Here is a 15,203-nt window from a genome sequence, read left to right as displayed (position 1 = left end):
TGAACCGCCCCGGATTTTGAGGAGGCCGATTGGTTTAAGTTGACACCTCTTCCAAGGTGTTGCTGGCGGCGAGTTGCCTCCAGTAGTGTGCCTCAGCTTCTGCCGGAGGAATACCCCCAATCGGCGTGAGCACTCGGACGTGGTTGAACCAATGCACCCATTGCAGGGTGGCCAGTTCCACGGATTCCCTGGTCTTCCAGGGGCCCCGGCGGTGAATCAGCTCGGCCTTGTACAGCCCGTTGACGGTCTCGGCCAGCGCGTTGTCGTAGCTGTCGCCACGGCTGCCTACGGACGGCTGGATGCCCGCCTGGTCCAGACGCTCGGTGTAGCGGATGCTGACGTACTGACTGCCCCTGTCGCTGTGGTGCGTCAAGGCATGGGCCGCCGGCTGGCGTTCGTACAAGGCTTGCTCCAGCGCATCGAGCACAAAATCCGTGTGCATGCTGCGGCTGACCCGCCAGCCCACGATGCGCCGGGCGTACACGTCAATGACAAAGGCGACATACAGCCAGCCCTGCCAGGTCGAAACGTACGTGAAATCCGACACCCACAACTCGTTGGGGCGGCTGGCCTTGAACTGGCGTTTGACGTGGTCCAGCGGACACGGTGCTGACGTATCCGGCATCGTCGTGCGCACCGTCTTGCCACGGCGCACTCCTTGCAATCCCATCTCGCGCATCAGTCGCTCGACAGTACAGCGCGCCACCCGGATGCCTTCGCGATTGAGCTGCAGCCAGACCTTGTCGGCGCCATAGACCTGCCAGTTGGCATGCCACACGCGCTGGACATCTGCCTTCAAATGGTCGTCACGCTGCGCACGCGCACTGCGCAGTTGCGGGTTGCGCTGGCGAGCAGCATGGCGCCAGTAGCACGAAGGGGCCATCTGCAGCACCCGGCAGATGGGCTCGACCCCGTAATCATCGCGATGGCGATCGATGTAGGCCTTCACGACTTGAGCCGGCGGTCGAGCTCCGCCTGGGCAAAAAACGCGCTGGCCGTCTTCAGGATGTCATTGGCCCGGCGCAGTTCCTTGACCTCGCGTTCCAGCTCCTTGATCCGCTGCGCATCTGCTGTGGTGGTGCCGGCACGCAGGCCAGCGTCGATCTCGGCTTTCTTGACCCATTCAAGCAAGGTATAGGGTACGCAGCCGATCTTGGGGGCAATCGACTCGACCGCCGCCCACAGTGAAGCGTAGTCGGCTCGGTGCTCCTGCACCATGCGAACGGCGCGCTGGCGAACTTCCGGGGAAAACTTGTTGGACTTGTTCATGGCTCCATCTTCTCAAGAGTTGAGCTCTCCTCAAAATCCGGGGCGGTTCATCTTGGGAAAACAACCCAAGTTTGGGATGCCGTTGTAACTGATGAAGCAACGGGCAAGACAATCGCCTTGTTCCGTTGCACTCAAATGATTCTCTGGCCGAAAACCTGATACACGAACGACAGCAACTGGCCGGCTGCCGCCCGTCGTTTGTGGGCCATTGGCACACACATGCTGCTGTGTCGCTGATCGCCGCACGCGTACTCAAGCGCATGCATCCTGACGAGCGCAGCCAGTAAGGCTCACACGAGACCGATATCGCAAGCGCTCAGGCCATCGCCCAGCGCTTGTGCAGCCAGCGCGCCAGCGCGTCCAGCCCCCAGCCGATCAGGCCAATCAGCACCACCGCCGCCATCAGCTCCGAATAGGCCAGGCGATCCCGCGTGTCCAGGATGAAATAGCCCAGGCCCTCGTTCACGCCCAGCATCTCGCACGGCACCAGCACGATCCAGACCACGCCAATCGCCAGCCGCAGGCCGGTCAGGATATGGCCGAGCACGGCCGGGAAGATGATGCTGCGCAACGTTTCCCAGCGCGTGGCACTGAGCGAGGCGCCAAGCTGCAGCCAGTTCCGGTCAATCGCCTTCACGCCGGCGCTGGTGTTGAGGATGATCGGCCAGACCGCGGCAAAGGTCAGCAGGAAGTAGATCGGCGCATCGCCCACGCCAAACACCATCACCGCAATCGGCATCCAGGACAGCGGCGAAATCATGCGCAGCAGCTGGAAGGCACCGCCGCTGAGCTGCTCGGCCAGCGCCGAACGGCCCAGCAGCAACCCGACCGGCACGCCAATCAGCAGCGCCAGGCCCAGGCCGACCAGCACACGCTGCAGGCTGGCCCAGATATGGCCGTAGATGCCGGCATCGCCGATCAGGTAGATCAGGCTGTTCAGCGTCGGCAGCGGCGCAAAGCGGCCGACGATCGGCATGTTCAGCTTGAGCAGCATCACGCCGAGCTGCCAGGCCACGACCAGCAGCACCAGTCCGCCCAATGCCAGGATGGCGGGGCGCCACGGCCCCTGCTTGATCAACGACATGCAGTCCTCTTGCTTGCGGGCACTCAGGCCACGATGGTTTCAGTACGACGGTAATCGGCCGGCAGTCCGAACAGCTGCTGGCTTTGCGTGCTCTCGATGGCCTGGCGAACAAAGCGCTCGTCCACCAGCTCCTGCGCCACCTGCTGCGGGTCCAGTTTGGCCAGCCAGTTGTGCTCGCCGGCAATATGCGTCTGTTGCAGCATCTTCACCAGCTCGCTGGTGTAGCTCGGGAAGGGATAGGGCTGGAAATCGATGCGGTTCTGCTTCCAGTCCGGATGGCGGATCGCGCCACTCTGCACATACTGCTGCAAGTCAGCCGCGTCCGGTGCCAGCACCTTCTGCACGGTAGCCAACGGGTGCGGCGTGTACTTGCCGGCGCCATCGGCCGACAGCAGCTGCGCCACTTCGGGGCGATGCTCGCGCGTCCACAACTGCGCCTTGACCATGGCATTCGCCACCTTCTGCGTCCACTCGGGGCGCTGCTCCACGTCGGCGGCATGCGCCACGGTGACACAGCAGGCATGGTCACGCCAGACATCGCCGGTAAAGCGCAGCACCTTGCCCACGCCCTGCAGCTCGGCTGCCGCGTTGAACGGTTCGGCCACGATAAAGCCGGCAATGCTCTTGGCCGCCAGCGCCGCCACCATGTCGGACGGTGCCATCACGATCAGCTTGACCTGCTTCGGACCGGGATCCTGTTCCGTCACTTCCAGGCCGGCATCGCGCAGCAGGTGCTGCAGCACCACGTTGTGGATAGAGTACCAGAACGGGATCGCCACCGTCTGGCCACCCAGATCGGCCACGCTGTTCACTCCGGGCAGCACGGTCAGCGCCGAGCCGGCCATGTGGTTCCACATCAGCACCTTGAGCGGGCTTTCGCTGCCATAGCGCGCCCAGACTGTCATCGGCGTCAGCAGGTGCACCAGGTTCACCTGGCCGCTGATAAAGGCCTCGACCAGCTGCGCCCAGCTGCGGAACAGCACCGGCGCTTCCACCTTCAGCCCCTCGGCCTGGAACAGGCCCTGGCTGTGCGCCACCAGCAGCGGCGTGGCATCGGTAATCGGCAGATAACCGATGCGCAGCGGTGCATTCGGCTGGCTGGCCTGGCGTTGCTGGCAGGCCTGCAACAGCGGCAGGCTACCGGCGGCCGTGAACAGGGAAGCCAGCTTGAGCAGGTCGCGGCGTGAAACCATGGAAATTCTCCGGAATGGGCGGTAAAAGCGTACAAATGAGCGCTGATGCACTCAGATCACGTATTCGAGGCTGCGCATGTCCTGCTGGAACAGGCGTGCATTGCGCATCGACTGCAGGATCTGCAGGCGCTGCTCGTTCATCGTCAGCGCGACATCATCGCGCGGATAAGGCTGCTCCAGCCGCCATTCGGCCAGCAGCCGGCCTGGCGTGTTGCCAATCAGCAGCACGCGGTCGGCCACCGTCAGCGCCTCGTCGATATCGTGCGTGACCAGGATGGCGGCGGTCTGGTGACGCGTCACCAGTTCGCGCAGCAGCACCTGCATCTCACCACGCGTAATTTCATCCAGCGCGCTGAACGGCTCGTCCAGCATCAGCACTTCGGGCTGGCGCGCAAAGGCACGGGCCAGCGCCACGCGCTGCGCCATGCCGCCGGACAGCTGCGACGGGTGCTGCGTGGCCGCATGCAGCAGATTGACTTCAGCCAGCGCCTGGCGCACACGCTCGCGCTCGGCCTCCTTGCCGATCTGCGGCTGGTGCTTGAAGGACAGGCCAAACGCCACATTGTCCTGCACCGTCAGCCAGGGCAGCAGCGAGGCACTCTGGAACACGAAGGCGGCACGCGGGTGCGGTGCCGTCAGCGGCTCGCCAAACAGCGCCACCTGGCCTTTTTGCGGCTGCTGCAGCCCGGCCAGCACGCGCAGCAGCGAGGACTTGCCCACGCCGCTCGGACCGAGCAGCGCAATCAGCTCACCCGGCTGCACGTCAATGGAAAAGCCTTCCAACACCCATTGCGTACTGCCGTCGGCGCGTGCATAGCCCAGCGAAATATCGCGTCCCTGCAACAGGGGTGCAGCAGGCTTGGCCATCGTCATCACTCGGGAATCTCGAAAAACTCTTCCTTGCCCAGGCCGCAATCGGGGCAGACCCAGTCATCGGGCAGCTTGTGGAACGGGGTGCCCGGCTCGATGCCGTCCGGCGCATAGCCCTCTTCCTCGTCGTAGATATAGCCGCAGGGGCCGCACATCCATTTCATCTTGGTAATCCTTTACTCAGCCTTGCGCACGCAGGCGCTCGATTTCCAGGCGCAGGTGCTTGATCGCCGGCGTCACGATCGCCACGAACAGCGCCTCGCGCGAATGTCGCTGCGCTGCATGACGCATCAGGTAGCCCTTGGCGCCCGCATGCAGCGCGGCCGATTGTGCCGCACGCAGCGACAGTTCGCTCGCGGCCAGGCGCGCTTCCAGTACCGGCAGCATGGCTACCGTGCCGGCTTCGGCCTGGTCTGCCAGTTCCTGCGTGCGCAGCAGCAGCGCATCCAGCTCGGCACGCAGCGTATCGTACTGGTCGTCCAGATAGGCGTTCGGCTTGGGCGTGGCCAGGTTGCTGTCGCGGATCGTCTTCAGGCAGGCCTCGATCACGCCGGCCCCCATGCCGATCTGCAGCAGGATGAAGCCCGGCTTGATGCTGCGGATGAAATCCTCGAACTGGTCGGCATCGGCCAGCAGGTCGGCCTGCTCGATGCGCGCATCGGCAAAACGCACGTTCAGCGTGCGCGTGCCTTCCATGCCACAGAACTCCGGGCAGGGCTTGAGCGTCACGCCGGGTGCATTGCCGCGCGCCATGAACATGATGTAGCGGCCGTCCGGCAGTTGCGCACTGGCGGCAAACACATGGGTATCGCCCAGGTTGGACACCCAGGGCAGGCTGCCATTGATGACAAAGCCATCGCCCTCCGGCACTGCCTGCAGCAGGTGCTTCTCGATGCCGCTCAGGTGCTTGACGGTATTGGACATGCCGGTGCCGGCCAGCCACTGCGCGCGCAGCACATGGCTCAGGTAGCGCTCGCGCGCGGCGGCGTTCGGCGTCTGGCGCAGGTACCAGCCACAGGCGCTCTGGCACCAGCCCAGGAAGGCAGTCGAGCCACACTCGGCGCCCACTGCGGCCAGGGTACGGATCTGCGTACCCAGGCCCAGGCCATTGCCGCCCTGCTCCACGCTGCCAATGCTGGCAAAGCCGCCGCTATCGCCCAGCGACTGCAGGAACTCTTCGGGGTACAGCCCCTCCTGGTCGATCTGCGCCACCAGTGGACGCAGCTCCGACTTGGCCAAGGCGACCACTTCCTGGATCAGGCTGTCAGCGGTTTCGGGGATCTGGCTGGAATGGGCATCCATGGCGATGGGGACTCCTTGCAATTCGGGGCATGGCATGCCGGCTTGTGGCCTGCACGCGGTTCAGAACTCCCGATAGTAGCCAGCGCCCTTCCGATTGGGAAATACAGTTTTCTTGTTTCCATATGCCCCACAAGCATATGGACGCCTGCATCGTCTTGACGCTTGTCAATACTGGGGCGTGTACTTCAGCCGCGTCGTGTCAAAGCCACGCTCGGCCGCACGCAGGATCAGGATATCCAGCCGGTCCTTGGGAAAGTGCTTGTCGCGCGTCAGGAACCACAGGTGCTTGCGATCCGGTGAGCCCACCACCGCCCAGCGGTAGTCCGGATCCAGCTCCAGCACCCAGTAATCGCCCCAGACCATAGACAGGCCGGCCAGCAGCTCCGGGGCAAAGCGCACCTCGAGCTGCGCCGGGTGCTCGCCGCTGCGACGCGCCACACCACGCGCCTCGATACGCTGGCCATCGGCATCTTCACAGCTATTCAGCACATCCACCAGGCCATCATCACGCAAGGTATAACTGGCCATGGTGTTGCCGGCGCAGCGGCTTTGCCAGACCAGCGGAATGCGCGCCTGCTCGTACCAGGTACCGGCATAGCGCCGCAGATCCAGTTCCGGCACCGCCTGCACCGCGGGCAGGTCGGATCGGCGGGTCGAGGAAGATCGCAGCAGCGCCGCGACGCCAGCCAGCGTGGCGGCCAGCAGCAGTTTCTTTTTCATGATGAAGCATCCCAGGGTAGAGGTGGATCAGGGGTACGCCGTACCCCGCTGCAGTCCATCCTAGTGTGGCATCCTGGCAGCCAAGGTCAGCCAGCACGGCAGGTGCATGTAGGAACTGGTCGCAGTATCGCCCGGGGCGCTACACTGGGGCATCACGCACTTCAGGGATTCTCATGTCACAGCCTGCCTACCCCATTGATTTCGTGGAATTTCCCGGCCGCGACGCAGCCACCGTGGCAGCCGCCAGGGCGTTTTACACCGATGTGTTCGGCTGGGCGTTCCGTGACTGGGGCGAGGATTATGTAGACACCCTGTCCAGCGGCCTGTCCTGCGGCTTCAACGCCGACCCGGCACATGCGCCACAGCAGCCGCTGGTCGTGATCCACTCGGCCAACCTGGAAGCCAGCCATGCCCAGGTCATTGCCGCCGGTGGCCGCATCAGCAAGGAGATCTTCAGTTTTCCCGGCGGCCGTCGCTTCCACTTTGTGGATCCGGCCGGCAACGAACTGGCGATCTGGTCCGATCTGGACCAGGAACAGCTGCAGGCCTGAACCCGGCCCGGGTCGCTTCAGCGCTTGCGGCGCAGCGAACGGCTCAGCAGGATCACCGGCACCAGCCCGGCCAGCACCAGTGCCAGGCTCGGCAGCGCCGCTTCGGTCAGGCGCTCATCGCGCGCCAACTGGTAGGCCGATACCGCCAGCGTGTCCATGTTGAATGGACGCAGCACCATGGTGGCCGGCAGCTCCTTCATCACGTCCACGAACACCAGCAGCAGGCCAGCCAGCACCGGGCCGCGCAGCAGCGGCAGGTGCACGCGGCGCAGCACGCCCCAGGCATTGCTGCCCAGCATGCGCGCCGCCTCGTCCTGGCTTTCCGGAATGCGCGCATAGCCGCCCTGCACGCTTTGCAGCGCCACCGCGGTAAAGCGCACCAGATAGGCCCAGAGAATGCCCAGCACCGTCGTCGTGACCCAACCGGTGATGCTCCAGCCAGGCTGCCATTGCTGCAAGGCCGCCACCGGCAGCAGCAGGCCGACCACGATCACCACGCCCGGCACTGCATAGCCGAGCGAGGCCAGCCAGGCCATGCCCCGTGTGATGGCACCCGGCAGCACACGTGCCGCACCGCCCAGCAGCAGCGCCAGTGCCGTAGCCAGCAAGGCGCCCGAGATGCCCAGCTGGATGCTGTTCCAGGCCCAGGGCAGGAATTGCGCCCACAGCACCTCCTGCTCCGTCCCCACGCCCAGCAGCAGCGGGCGCAGCATCATCAGCACCGGAAAAATGAAACCCAGCAGCACCGGAATCATGCCCAGACCCCAGGTCAGCAGCGCCTGCCAGCCGTAAAGTTCCGGCACGCGCGTCATCAGGGCGCTGCGGTTCTGGCCGCGCGAGCTGGCAAAGCGCATGCGCTGGCGCGCGCGGCGCTCCAGCCAGACCAGCAGCGATACTGACACCAGCAGCGCCAGCGACAGCTGGGTCGCCGCCATGCGGTCATCCATGACGACCCAGGCCTTGATCACGCCGGCGGTAAAGGTCTGGATGCCGAAGTAGCTGGACACGCCAAAGTCGGCCAGGGTTTCCATCAGCACCAGCGCCACGCCGCCGGCCACGAAGGGTCGCACCAGGGGCAGCGCCACGCTAAAGATGCGGCGCATGCTGCGCGCGCCCAACATGGCGGCGGCTTCCATCAAGTGCGTGGCGCGATCCATCAGCGCGGTACGCACCAGCAGGTAGACATAGGGGTAGAGCGTGACGGTGAGCAGAAAGGCCGCGCCCCAGACGTTGCGGATCTCGGGCAGCATACGGCCTTCGGCCTGCAGCAGCTCACGCAGCCAAGTCTGCGCCGGGCCGCTGAACTGCAGGAAATCGGTATAGGCATAGGCGCTGACATAGGCCGGCATGGCCAGTGGCAGCAGCAGCAGCCATTCCAGCGTGCGCCGGCCGCGGTAGTCGAACAGCGTGACCAGGCAGGCGCTGCCCACGCCCAGCAGCAAGGTGCCGGTGCCCACCAGCAGGCACAGCAGCAGGCTGGTGCGCACATAGTCCGGCAGCACGGTCTGCAGCATCTCGCGCACGATATCGGCGCTGGCGGCGTCCCAGTGCAAGGCGGCAATCACCACCGAGATGATCGGCAACAGCAGCACCACGCCCACCGGCAGCAGCCACCAGCCACGGCCCCAGTCCCGACGCGGACGTGATACGACCACGGGAGCGGTCAGCCCGTTGGAGGGAACATGGGAGGTGGAAGACATGTGGCGCTATGCGTTCGTATTGGAATTGATAATTATATTCATTTATAATCACTTTCTTTCACGCAGCCTTTTGAATGCCCGCCATGCATCTGTCCCTAGACCAGGTTTCCATCCGCTATCCCGGCCAGCCGGTCGATGCCGTGCACCAGGTGTCTTTCGGACTGGCAGCTGGCGATATCGGCGTGCTGCTCGGCCCTTCCGGCTGCGGCAAGACCACGCTGCTGCGCGCCGTCGCTGGGCTGGAACCGCTGGCAGGCGGTACGCTGACTCTGGCCGGCCAGACGCTGAGCCGCCCGGGCCAGACAACGCCGCCGGAACAGCGCCAGATGGGCATGGTGTTCCAGGATTACGCGCTGTTCCCGCACCTGAGCGTGGAGCGCAATATCGCCTACGGCCTGCACGGCCAGCCGGCGGAACGCCAGCGCCAACGCACGCAGGAGGTGCTGGAACTGGTCGGCCTGGCCGATCTGGGCAAGCGCTACCCGCACGAGCTGTCAGGCGGCCAGCAACAGCGCGTGGCACTGGCACGCGCCCTGGCACCAGACCCGCGCCTGCTGCTGCTGGACGAGCCCTTCTCCAACCTCGATATCAACCTGCGCGAACGGCTGGCACAGGAACTGCGAGCGCTGCTGAAGCAGACCGGCACCACCACCCTGCTCGTCACGCACGACCAGCAGGAAGCCTTTGCCATGGGCGACCGCATCGGTGTGCTGGACCAGGGTCGCATGCAGCAATGGGCCGATGCACGCACGCTCTACGATGCACCGGCCACGCCCTTCGTGGCGCGCTTTATCGGCCACGGCATGCTGCTTCCGGTACAGGCCGATGCCAGTGGCAAGCTGCAATCGGCCTTGGGCGAACTGCCCGGCCAGCACGCCGCCAACAGCCGCCAGCTGCTGCTGCGCAGCCACGACCTGCAATACGACCCCACCGCCCCGGTGCACGCACGCCTGCTCGGCAGCTCCTACCAGGGCAGCCACCAGATCTACACGCTGGAACTGGCCGATGGCACTACCGTGCAGGCGACCATGCCGGCCGGGCTGCAGCATGTGGCGGGGGAGATGATCGGGGTGCGGTTGCAGCAGGATCGGGAGCTGGTGGTGTTTGCAGGGTGAACTGGTCCTCAATCCAGCACCTCATTCAGCAGTAGCGCCTCCTGCGCATCCGTAACAGCATCCCCAAGTTCGGCTCTCTCCATGGCTCGATACTCGGCAACTTCCCGATATGTATAGAGCACCCCAGCATGGTTTTGGCACTTACTGACCATCTGCAGGTTGTGCCCCCGGAATGGCCATCCATTGCGAAGCAGCCTGTTTCGCAATGGATGGGTCTGCAGGCCAATAGCCATACCACTGTCGTTCACGACCATGGCTGCCACCTGATTTACACGCTGGAGCTGGCTGATGGCAACGCCGGCAAATCCACCATCACCGGCGTCCCCGGCACAGTACAGCCCTGCGCGCAGCACTTGCCCGGCTGCGTATTGCGCGTGATCGCGCGATCCGGATCTTCCGTCAGGCCACGATCCATCAGCCGCTCGACTAGCGCCACCTTGCTGCCTACCGGATAGTTGCGGTAAATCTCGCGCTTCATCGCCTCGGGTGAACCGCCTCCATGCAGGCTGATGATGGAATACCAGCCGCCCTGATAGGACGCCGTCAGATCTTCAATGAAGCGCGCCGTCTCGATGCGCTTGTCGTACGGAATATCCGGATTGGCGCGCAGCACATCGCTCAATACTGCCGCCGTCTCGGGGTTGTGGTCTTCATCTGGCCCCGGCAGCGCCACGATCAGGCCACCCGACACATAGTGCGCAATCTTGTGCATGTCGTAGATTTGCGTTGCCAGCAGCAGCTTGCCAATATTGGCAAACACTGCGTCAGGCACAAAGCTTTGCGCTGCCTCATCCTGCTTCGCATACACCGATGCCGCTACACCACAGGCATAAAAGCCCTCGGTGATCTTGATCAGCTCCACCATCTGGTCGCGCAAATGGTGCTCCTCGCCCGGATCAAAACCGTTGGCTTCGCACATCAGCGCACCAGCGCCGATCAGCAGGTCGCCAAAGCCGGCACGTGCCGCAATGCAGCTGTGGCGGTGGTGCGTGGCATAGTTGTAGGTCATGTAGCCACTGTGCTCCCACTCGCCGGCATAGAACACCCGGTCCCAGGGCACGAACACATTGTCGAACACCACTACACCGGTGGACTGGCCATACTTGTTGGAGAAACGCGCCGACTTTTCTCCCGGGCGTCCAGCCGGACGCGCAATGATGGTCACACCTTCGGCATCCACTGGCACGGCGCAACACACGGCAAAATCGGCATCGGCCTGCCCCATATTGCGGCACGGCATCACCAGAAACTCATGCATATACGGCGCTCCGGTCACGATCGCCTTGGTACCAGAAATGCGAATACCCTTGCCGTCACGCTGCGTGACATGCACATAAGTGTCCGGATTGGCTTGCTGGTGCGGCTTGCGGCTGCGATCGCCCTTGGCATCGGTCATGGCTACACCCAGCGTCAGGTCACGCTGCTGCACCTCCTTCAGATAGGCGGCAAAGCGCTCGCGGTGCTCAGTCGTGCCGCGGGCATCATCGATACGCGCCGATACCTGATGAATGGCATTGAGTGCATCATGCGTCAGATAGCGCTGCGCACAGCCGGTTTCCTGGCACAGCAGACGCACCGCCTCCAGCTTGTTGAGCAGATCGCCGCTGCTGGTGTTGATGTGCAGCATGCGGTTGACCAGCAGGCCGTTACTTTGCTGGGTGGCCGTCATCAGCGGAGCATATTCCTGCCGCTGGGCAAAATCGTAGGTCACGCGAATCGCCTGGACACCCGGCCGCAGGCTGGGCTCATCCACTACCGAATCGATCTGACGACCATCCACGAATACACGCGGCCGGTACGCACGCAAGGATTCCTCATAGTCTTGTGCACTCATCAACATATCCGCCTCCATTCTTTGAACATCGTTCATATAGATTAAACATCGTTCAAAATATTGTCAATGCGTTCTTTTCATGCCACCATCTGGCCATGAACAATGCCGAACTGGAACAACAACAGCGCCGCGAACGCCTGGAGGCAGTCAGCGATGCCAAGCGCACACTGATTCTGAACGCCGCACGCGAAGTCTTTGATTCGCAAGGTCTGGATGGGGCGAGCATGCGCGAGATCGCCCGCCGCGCCGGCTATACCCCGGGGGCCATCTACTCTTACTTTCCCTCCAAGGAGGAGATCTACGGCGCCCTGCTGGCCGAATCGCTGGAGCGCCTGCAATCCGCCGTGCAGCTGCAATTGGCCAGTGCCGACACCGATGCCGAACGCGCAGCCAGCGCCGCAATGGGGTTTTTCCGCTTCTACGCCCAGCACCCGCGCGATCTGGATCTTGGCCTTTACCTGCTGGGCGGCGCACGCCCTCATGGCCTCACTCCTGAACTCAACCAGGTACTCAACGACCGCTTGTATAACGCTCTGGCACCATTCGAGCGGGCTCTGCAGGCACTCGGTGCCAGTGCAGCTGAGGCGCGCAGCGAAACAACCGCTTTCTTCGCCCACTGCGTTGGCCTGTTGATCCTGGAAAACACCCGTCGTATCCGCATGTTCGAGCAGGATGCCACGGCCTTGTGCGCCCTCTACGTACAACGTGTCATTGCGCGCCTGCTGGCTGCTTGACCCGGCTCTTATCCGCTTTCCACACAGGAAAACCCTTGCTCCACTTGGCGGACGAGAAGAAATGAATTAGCATTCACAACATCAGTGAATCAATATTCATTTCTTTATGGCTTACCGTCAAACCCCTGCCGTCGAAGCGCGCCTGCAAGACAATCGCAGCCGCATTCTGGACGCCGCCCGCTCGCTGGTCAGCGAAGGCGGCTGGAGTGACACCCAGGTCGCCAGCGTGGCCGCTGCAGCCGGCATCGCTACTGGCACCGTGTACCGCTACTTTCCCTCCAAGGCCGAACTATTTGCCGAAGTGCTGTCCCGCGTGTCACAGCGTGAAGTCGACGTACTAGATGCCATTGCCGTATCCGATGGCAGTGCGCTGCAGCGACTGCATGCCGCCGTCGCCAGTTTCGTCAAGCGCGCCATGCGCAATCCACGCCTGGCCTACGCGCTGATTGCCGAGCCTTGTGACCGCGCCATTGATGAAGCCCGCCTGATCTACCGCGCCGCCATCAGCGAAGTCATCCAGACCTTGATCGTCATCGGCCAGCAAGCCAAGGAGATGCGCACAGATGTACGCCCTGACGTAGCTGCCACCGTGATTGTGGGCGGCTTCATGGAAGGACTGATCGGCCCGCTATCCCCGCTCAAGCAGCCGCCAGGCAATGACAACACCTCTTACCAGCGTGAAGTGGCCATGCTGGCTGATCAGATCGCCCTGCTGGCCTGTGCCAGCGTGGCACTAACCCCTGCCACACCCCTAAATGCACAAGGAGACACCCCATGAACAAGCCCATAGCCCCCGAGCTGCTGGCCATTCCTACAGGCCGCTACAACACGCACCAGGTACTCAACCAGGCGCTACCCGCGACCCAGTTCAACGCTTACACCGGAGATGTAGTTCTACAGTCGGCCATCGCTCGTGATGCCCCCTGGGCCGAGGCGCGCTGCACTGCCCTTGGCGCCCTGGCCGGTGACGAACAGGTACAGGAGCTGGCACGACTGGCTAATCGCCATTTGCCAGAGCTGAAAACACACGACCGTTTCGGCAACCGGGTTGACTGGGTTGATTTCCATCCTAGCTGGCACCAGCTGATGTCATTAGCCTGGCAACATGAGGTGCCCAATCTGAGTTGGCGCACCCAGGAAAAGAACGGCCACCTGGCGCGTGCCGTGCTGTCCTACCTGTGGAACCAGGTGGAGCACGGTACCGCCTGCCCCACCGGCATGGCCTACGCCTCCTATGCTGGCTTCGAAGCCGAGCCCGCACTCGCCATCTGGGCAGAAAAATCACGCGGCACCACCTACGAATTCAGTCGCCGTGAAGTTGCCGACAAACCCTCTGTGGTCATCGGCTACGCCATGACGGAAAAGCAGGGTGGCTCAGACCTTCGCCAAACCCAGACCACGGCACGCTACTCACATTCAGCTGACTACCACGGTGCCACTGCCCATTGGTACGAGTTGACCGGCCACAAATGGTTTTGCTCGGTGCCGCAATCCGATGGCTTTTTCACTCTGTGAACCGCCCCGGATTTTGAGGAGAGCTCAACTCTTGAGAAGATGGAGCCATGAACAAGTCCAACAAGTTTTCCCCGGAAGTTCGCCAGCGCGCCGTTCGCATGGTGCAGGAGCACCGAGCCGACTACGCTTCACTGTGGGCGGCGGTCGAGTCGATTGCCCCCAAGATCGGCTGCGTACCCTATACCTTGCTTGAATGGGTCAAGAAAGCCGAGATCGACGCTGGCCTGCGTGCCGGCACCACCACAGCAGATGCGCAGCGGATCAAGGAGCTGGAACGCGAGGTCAAGGAACTGCGCCGGGCCAATGACATCCTGAAGACGGCCAGCGCGTTTTTTGCCCAGGCGGAGCTCGACCGCCGGCTCAAGTCGTGAAGGCCTACATCGATCGCCATCGCGATGATTACGGGGTCGAGCCCATCTGCCGGGTGCTGCAGATGGCCCCTTCGTGCTACTGGCGCCATGCTGCTCGCCAGCGCAACCCGCAACTGCGCAGTGCGCGTGCGCAGCGTGACGACCATTTGAAGGCAGATGTCCAGCGCGTGTGGCATGCCAACTGGCAGGTCTATGGCGCCGACAAGGTCTGGCTGCAGCTCAATCGCGAAGGCATCCGGGTGGCGCGCTGTACTGTCGAGCGACTGATGCGCGAGATGGGATTGCAAGGAGTGCGCCGTGGCAAGACGGTGCGCACGACGATGCCGGATACGTCAGCACCGTGTCCGCTGGACCACGTCAAACGCCAGTTCAAGGCCAGCCGCCCCAACGAGTTGTGGGTGTCGGATTTCACGTACGTTTCGACCTGGCAGGGCTGGCTGTATGTCGCCTTTGTCATTGACGTGTACGCCCGGCGCATCGTGGGCTGGCGGGTCAGCCGCAGCATGCACACGGATTTTGTGCTCGATGCGCTGGAGCAAGCCTTGTACGAACGCCAGCCGGCGGCCCATGCCTTGACGCACCACAGCGACAGGGGCAGTCAGTACGTCAGCATCCGCTACACCGAGCGTCTGGACCAGGCGGGCATCCAGCCGTCCGTAGGCAGCCGTGGCGACAGCTACGACAACGCGCTGGCCGAGACCGTCAACGGGCTGTACAAGGCCGAGCTGATTCACCGCCGGGGCCCCTGGAAGACCAGGGAATCCGTGGAACTGGCCACCCTGCAATGGGTGCATTGGTTCAACCACGTCCGAGTGCTCACGCCGATTGGGGGTATTCCTCCGGCAGAAGCTGAGGCACACTACTGGAGGCAACTCGCCGCCAGCAACACCTTGGAAGAGGTGTCAACTTAAACCAATCGGCCTCCTCAAAATCCGGGGCGGTTCA

The 15,203-nt window shown here is 63.3% G+C and carries 16 protein-coding genes, 1 pseudogene and 2 other annotated features; of the genes and pseudogenes, 7 read left to right on the top strand and 10 right to left on the bottom strand.

Translation table 11 applies throughout. The annotated features are described in order from the left end of the window. Positions 1-34: 34 nt before the first annotated feature. Positions 35-1,269, bottom strand: a protein-coding gene (locus V1261_RS11895) for an IS3 family transposase (protein WP_329771434.1) whose coding sequence is annotated in 2 segments (ribosomal slippage) — positions 35-987 and positions 987-1,269 — 1,236 coding nt in all. Because the reading frame shifts where the segments join, the coding sequence is not laid out codon by codon here. After that, positions 875-991: a sequence feature (AL1L pseudoknot), on the bottom strand. (Overlaps the previous gene by 117 nt.) A 42-nt stretch (positions 1,270-1,311) precedes the next feature. Here V1261_RS11895 and V1261_RS11890 point away from each other — a divergent pair. Next, positions 1,312-1,428 (top strand): annotated as a pseudogene (locus tag V1261_RS11890) (competence protein ComA); the annotation flags it as partial. A 157-nt stretch (positions 1,429-1,585) separates the two neighbouring features. Here V1261_RS11890 and V1261_RS11885 read toward each other — a convergent pair. The 6 genes from V1261_RS11885 to V1261_RS11860 form a co-directional block, all read right to left on the bottom strand. Beyond that, entirely contained in the window at positions 1,586-2,353 is a 768-nt protein-coding gene (locus V1261_RS11885; protein ID WP_329772024.1) for an ABC transporter permease, read from the bottom strand. A gap of 23 nt (positions 2,354-2,376) precedes the next feature. Then, complete coding sequence (locus V1261_RS11880; RefSeq protein WP_329772022.1) at positions 2,377-3,546, bottom strand: ABC transporter substrate-binding protein; 1,170 nt, start codon at positions 3,544-3,546, stop codon at positions 2,377-2,379. 51 nt (positions 3,547-3,597) lie between these two features. Beyond that, positions 3,598-4,419, bottom strand: coding sequence for an ABC transporter ATP-binding protein (locus V1261_RS11875; RefSeq protein WP_329772020.1), 822 nt, complete (start codon positions 4,417-4,419; stop codon positions 3,598-3,600). Then, positions 4,419-4,580 (bottom strand): rubredoxin, encoded by a 162-nt coding sequence (locus V1261_RS11870; protein WP_329772019.1) that lies wholly within the window; start codon positions 4,578-4,580, stop codon positions 4,419-4,421. Before V1261_RS11870 ends, V1261_RS11875 begins: the two co-directional genes overlap by 1 nt. Positions 4,581-4,596: 16 nt before the next feature. Continuing rightward, positions 4,597-5,718, bottom strand: a complete 1,122-nt coding sequence (locus tag V1261_RS11865) for an acyl-CoA dehydrogenase family protein (protein ID WP_329772016.1) — start codon at positions 5,716-5,718, stop codon at positions 4,597-4,599. Between the two features lie 165 nt (positions 5,719-5,883). Further along, positions 5,884-6,438, bottom strand: a complete 555-nt coding sequence (locus tag V1261_RS11860; protein ID WP_329772015.1) for a lipocalin family protein — start codon at positions 6,436-6,438, stop codon at positions 5,884-5,886. 173 nt (positions 6,439-6,611) lie between these two features. Between V1261_RS11860 and V1261_RS11855 the strand changes: the two genes are divergently transcribed. Then, positions 6,612-6,989, top strand: a complete 378-nt coding sequence (locus tag V1261_RS11855; protein WP_329772014.1) for a VOC family protein — start codon at positions 6,612-6,614, stop codon at positions 6,987-6,989. Positions 6,990-7,006: 17 nt separating this feature from the next. Here V1261_RS11855 and V1261_RS11850 read toward each other — a convergent pair whose 3' ends face one another. Beyond that, complete coding sequence (locus tag V1261_RS11850) at positions 7,007-8,689, bottom strand: ABC transporter permease (protein ID WP_329772013.1); 1,683 nt, start codon at positions 8,687-8,689, stop codon at positions 7,007-7,009. An 83-nt stretch (positions 8,690-8,772) separates the two neighbouring features. Between V1261_RS11850 and V1261_RS11845 the strand changes: the two genes are divergently transcribed. Next, complete coding sequence (locus V1261_RS11845; protein ID WP_329772012.1) at positions 8,773-9,804, top strand: ABC transporter ATP-binding protein; 1,032 nt, start codon at positions 8,773-8,775, stop codon at positions 9,802-9,804. Between the two features lie 8 nt (positions 9,805-9,812). Here the strand turns inward: V1261_RS11845 and V1261_RS11840 are convergent, their stop codons facing one another. Then, positions 9,813-10,058 (bottom strand): hypothetical protein, encoded by a 246-nt coding sequence (locus tag V1261_RS11840; RefSeq protein ID WP_329772011.1) that lies wholly within the window; start codon positions 10,056-10,058, stop codon positions 9,813-9,815. 14 nt (positions 10,059-10,072) lie between these two features. Then, entirely contained in the window at positions 10,073-11,644 is a 1,572-nt protein-coding gene (locus V1261_RS11835; protein ID WP_329772010.1) for a 4-hydroxyphenylacetate 3-hydroxylase family protein, read from the bottom strand. A gap of 89 nt (positions 11,645-11,733) precedes the next feature. Here V1261_RS11835 and V1261_RS11830 point away from each other — a divergent pair, with 89 nt between their 5' ends. The 4 genes from V1261_RS11830 to V1261_RS11815 all read left to right on the top strand — a co-directional run bounded on the left by V1261_RS11830 (position 11,734) and on the right by V1261_RS11815 (position 15,169). Continuing rightward, complete coding sequence (locus tag V1261_RS11830; RefSeq protein WP_329772008.1) at positions 11,734-12,372, top strand: TetR/AcrR family transcriptional regulator; 639 nt, start codon at positions 11,734-11,736, stop codon at positions 12,370-12,372. Positions 12,373-12,478: 106 nt separating this feature from the next. Further along, on the top strand, positions 12,479-13,150 hold the full coding sequence (locus tag V1261_RS11825) for a TetR/AcrR family transcriptional regulator (protein WP_329772007.1): 672 nt from the start codon (positions 12,479-12,481) through the stop codon (positions 13,148-13,150). After that, the gene (locus V1261_RS11820; protein ID WP_329772006.1) at positions 13,147-13,887 is read left to right on the top strand and encodes a hypothetical protein; all 741 of its coding nucleotides are present in this window, start codon (positions 13,147-13,149) and stop codon (positions 13,885-13,887) included. Before V1261_RS11825 ends, V1261_RS11820 begins: the two co-directional genes overlap by 4 nt. Positions 13,888-13,934: 47 nt before the next feature. Continuing rightward, positions 13,935-15,169, top strand: a protein-coding gene (locus tag V1261_RS11815; RefSeq protein WP_329771434.1) for an IS3 family transposase whose coding sequence is annotated in 2 segments (ribosomal slippage) — positions 13,935-14,217 and positions 14,217-15,169 — 1,236 coding nt in all. Because the reading frame shifts where the segments join, the coding sequence is not laid out codon by codon here. Further along, positions 14,213-14,329 (top strand) — a sequence feature (AL1L pseudoknot). (Overlaps the previous gene by 117 nt.) Positions 15,170-15,203: the final 34 nt, after the last annotated feature.

Origin of the sequence: Brachymonas sp. J145 (assembly GCF_036312245.1) — a bacterium.
Lineage (GTDB): Bacteria > Pseudomonadota > Gammaproteobacteria > Burkholderiales > Burkholderiaceae_C > Brachymonas > Brachymonas wangyanguii.
The sequence above is the reverse complement of the archived record's forward strand: the minus strand, read 5'-3'. Positions and strand labels throughout refer to the sequence as shown.

Excerpts from the sequence above, each read along its gene's own strand:
- V1261_RS11830 (WP_329772008.1), top strand. The coding sequence starts at position 11,734 with ATGAACAATGCCGAACTGGAACAACAACAGCGCCGCGAACGCCTGGAG.
- V1261_RS11835 (WP_329772010.1), bottom strand. The coding sequence starts at position 11,644 with ATGTTGATGAGTGCACAAGACTATGAGGAATCCTTGCGTGCGTACCGG.
- V1261_RS11870 (WP_329772019.1), bottom strand. The coding sequence starts at position 4,580 with ATGAAATGGATGTGCGGCCCCTGCGGCTATATCTACGACGAGGAAGAG.
- V1261_RS11850 (WP_329772013.1), bottom strand. The coding sequence starts at position 8,689 with ATGTCTTCCACCTCCCATGTTCCCTCCAACGGGCTGACCGCTCCCGTG.
- V1261_RS11880 (WP_329772022.1), bottom strand. The coding sequence starts at position 3,546 with ATGGTTTCACGCCGCGACCTGCTCAAGCTGGCTTCCCTGTTCACGGCC.
- V1261_RS11855 (WP_329772014.1), top strand. The coding sequence starts at position 6,612 with ATGTCACAGCCTGCCTACCCCATTGATTTCGTGGAATTTCCCGGCCGC.
- V1261_RS11875 (WP_329772020.1), bottom strand. The coding sequence starts at position 4,419 with ATGACGATGGCCAAGCCTGCTGCACCCCTGTTGCAGGGACGCGATATT.
- V1261_RS11885 (WP_329772024.1), bottom strand. The coding sequence starts at position 2,353 with ATGTCGTTGATCAAGCAGGGGCCGTGGCGCCCCGCCATCCTGGCATTG.
- V1261_RS11845 (WP_329772012.1), top strand. The coding sequence starts at position 8,773 with ATGCATCTGTCCCTAGACCAGGTTTCCATCCGCTATCCCGGCCAGCCG.
- V1261_RS11860 (WP_329772015.1), bottom strand. The coding sequence starts at position 6,438 with ATGAAAAAGAAACTGCTGCTGGCCGCCACGCTGGCTGGCGTCGCGGCG.
- V1261_RS11825 (WP_329772007.1), top strand. The coding sequence starts at position 12,479 with ATGGCTTACCGTCAAACCCCTGCCGTCGAAGCGCGCCTGCAAGACAAT.
- V1261_RS11865 (WP_329772016.1), bottom strand. The coding sequence starts at position 5,718 with ATGGATGCCCATTCCAGCCAGATCCCCGAAACCGCTGACAGCCTGATC.
- V1261_RS11820 (WP_329772006.1), top strand. The coding sequence starts at position 13,147 with ATGAACAAGCCCATAGCCCCCGAGCTGCTGGCCATTCCTACAGGCCGC.
- V1261_RS11840 (WP_329772011.1), bottom strand. The coding sequence starts at position 10,058 with ATGGTCGTGAACGACAGTGGTATGGCTATTGGCCTGCAGACCCATCCA.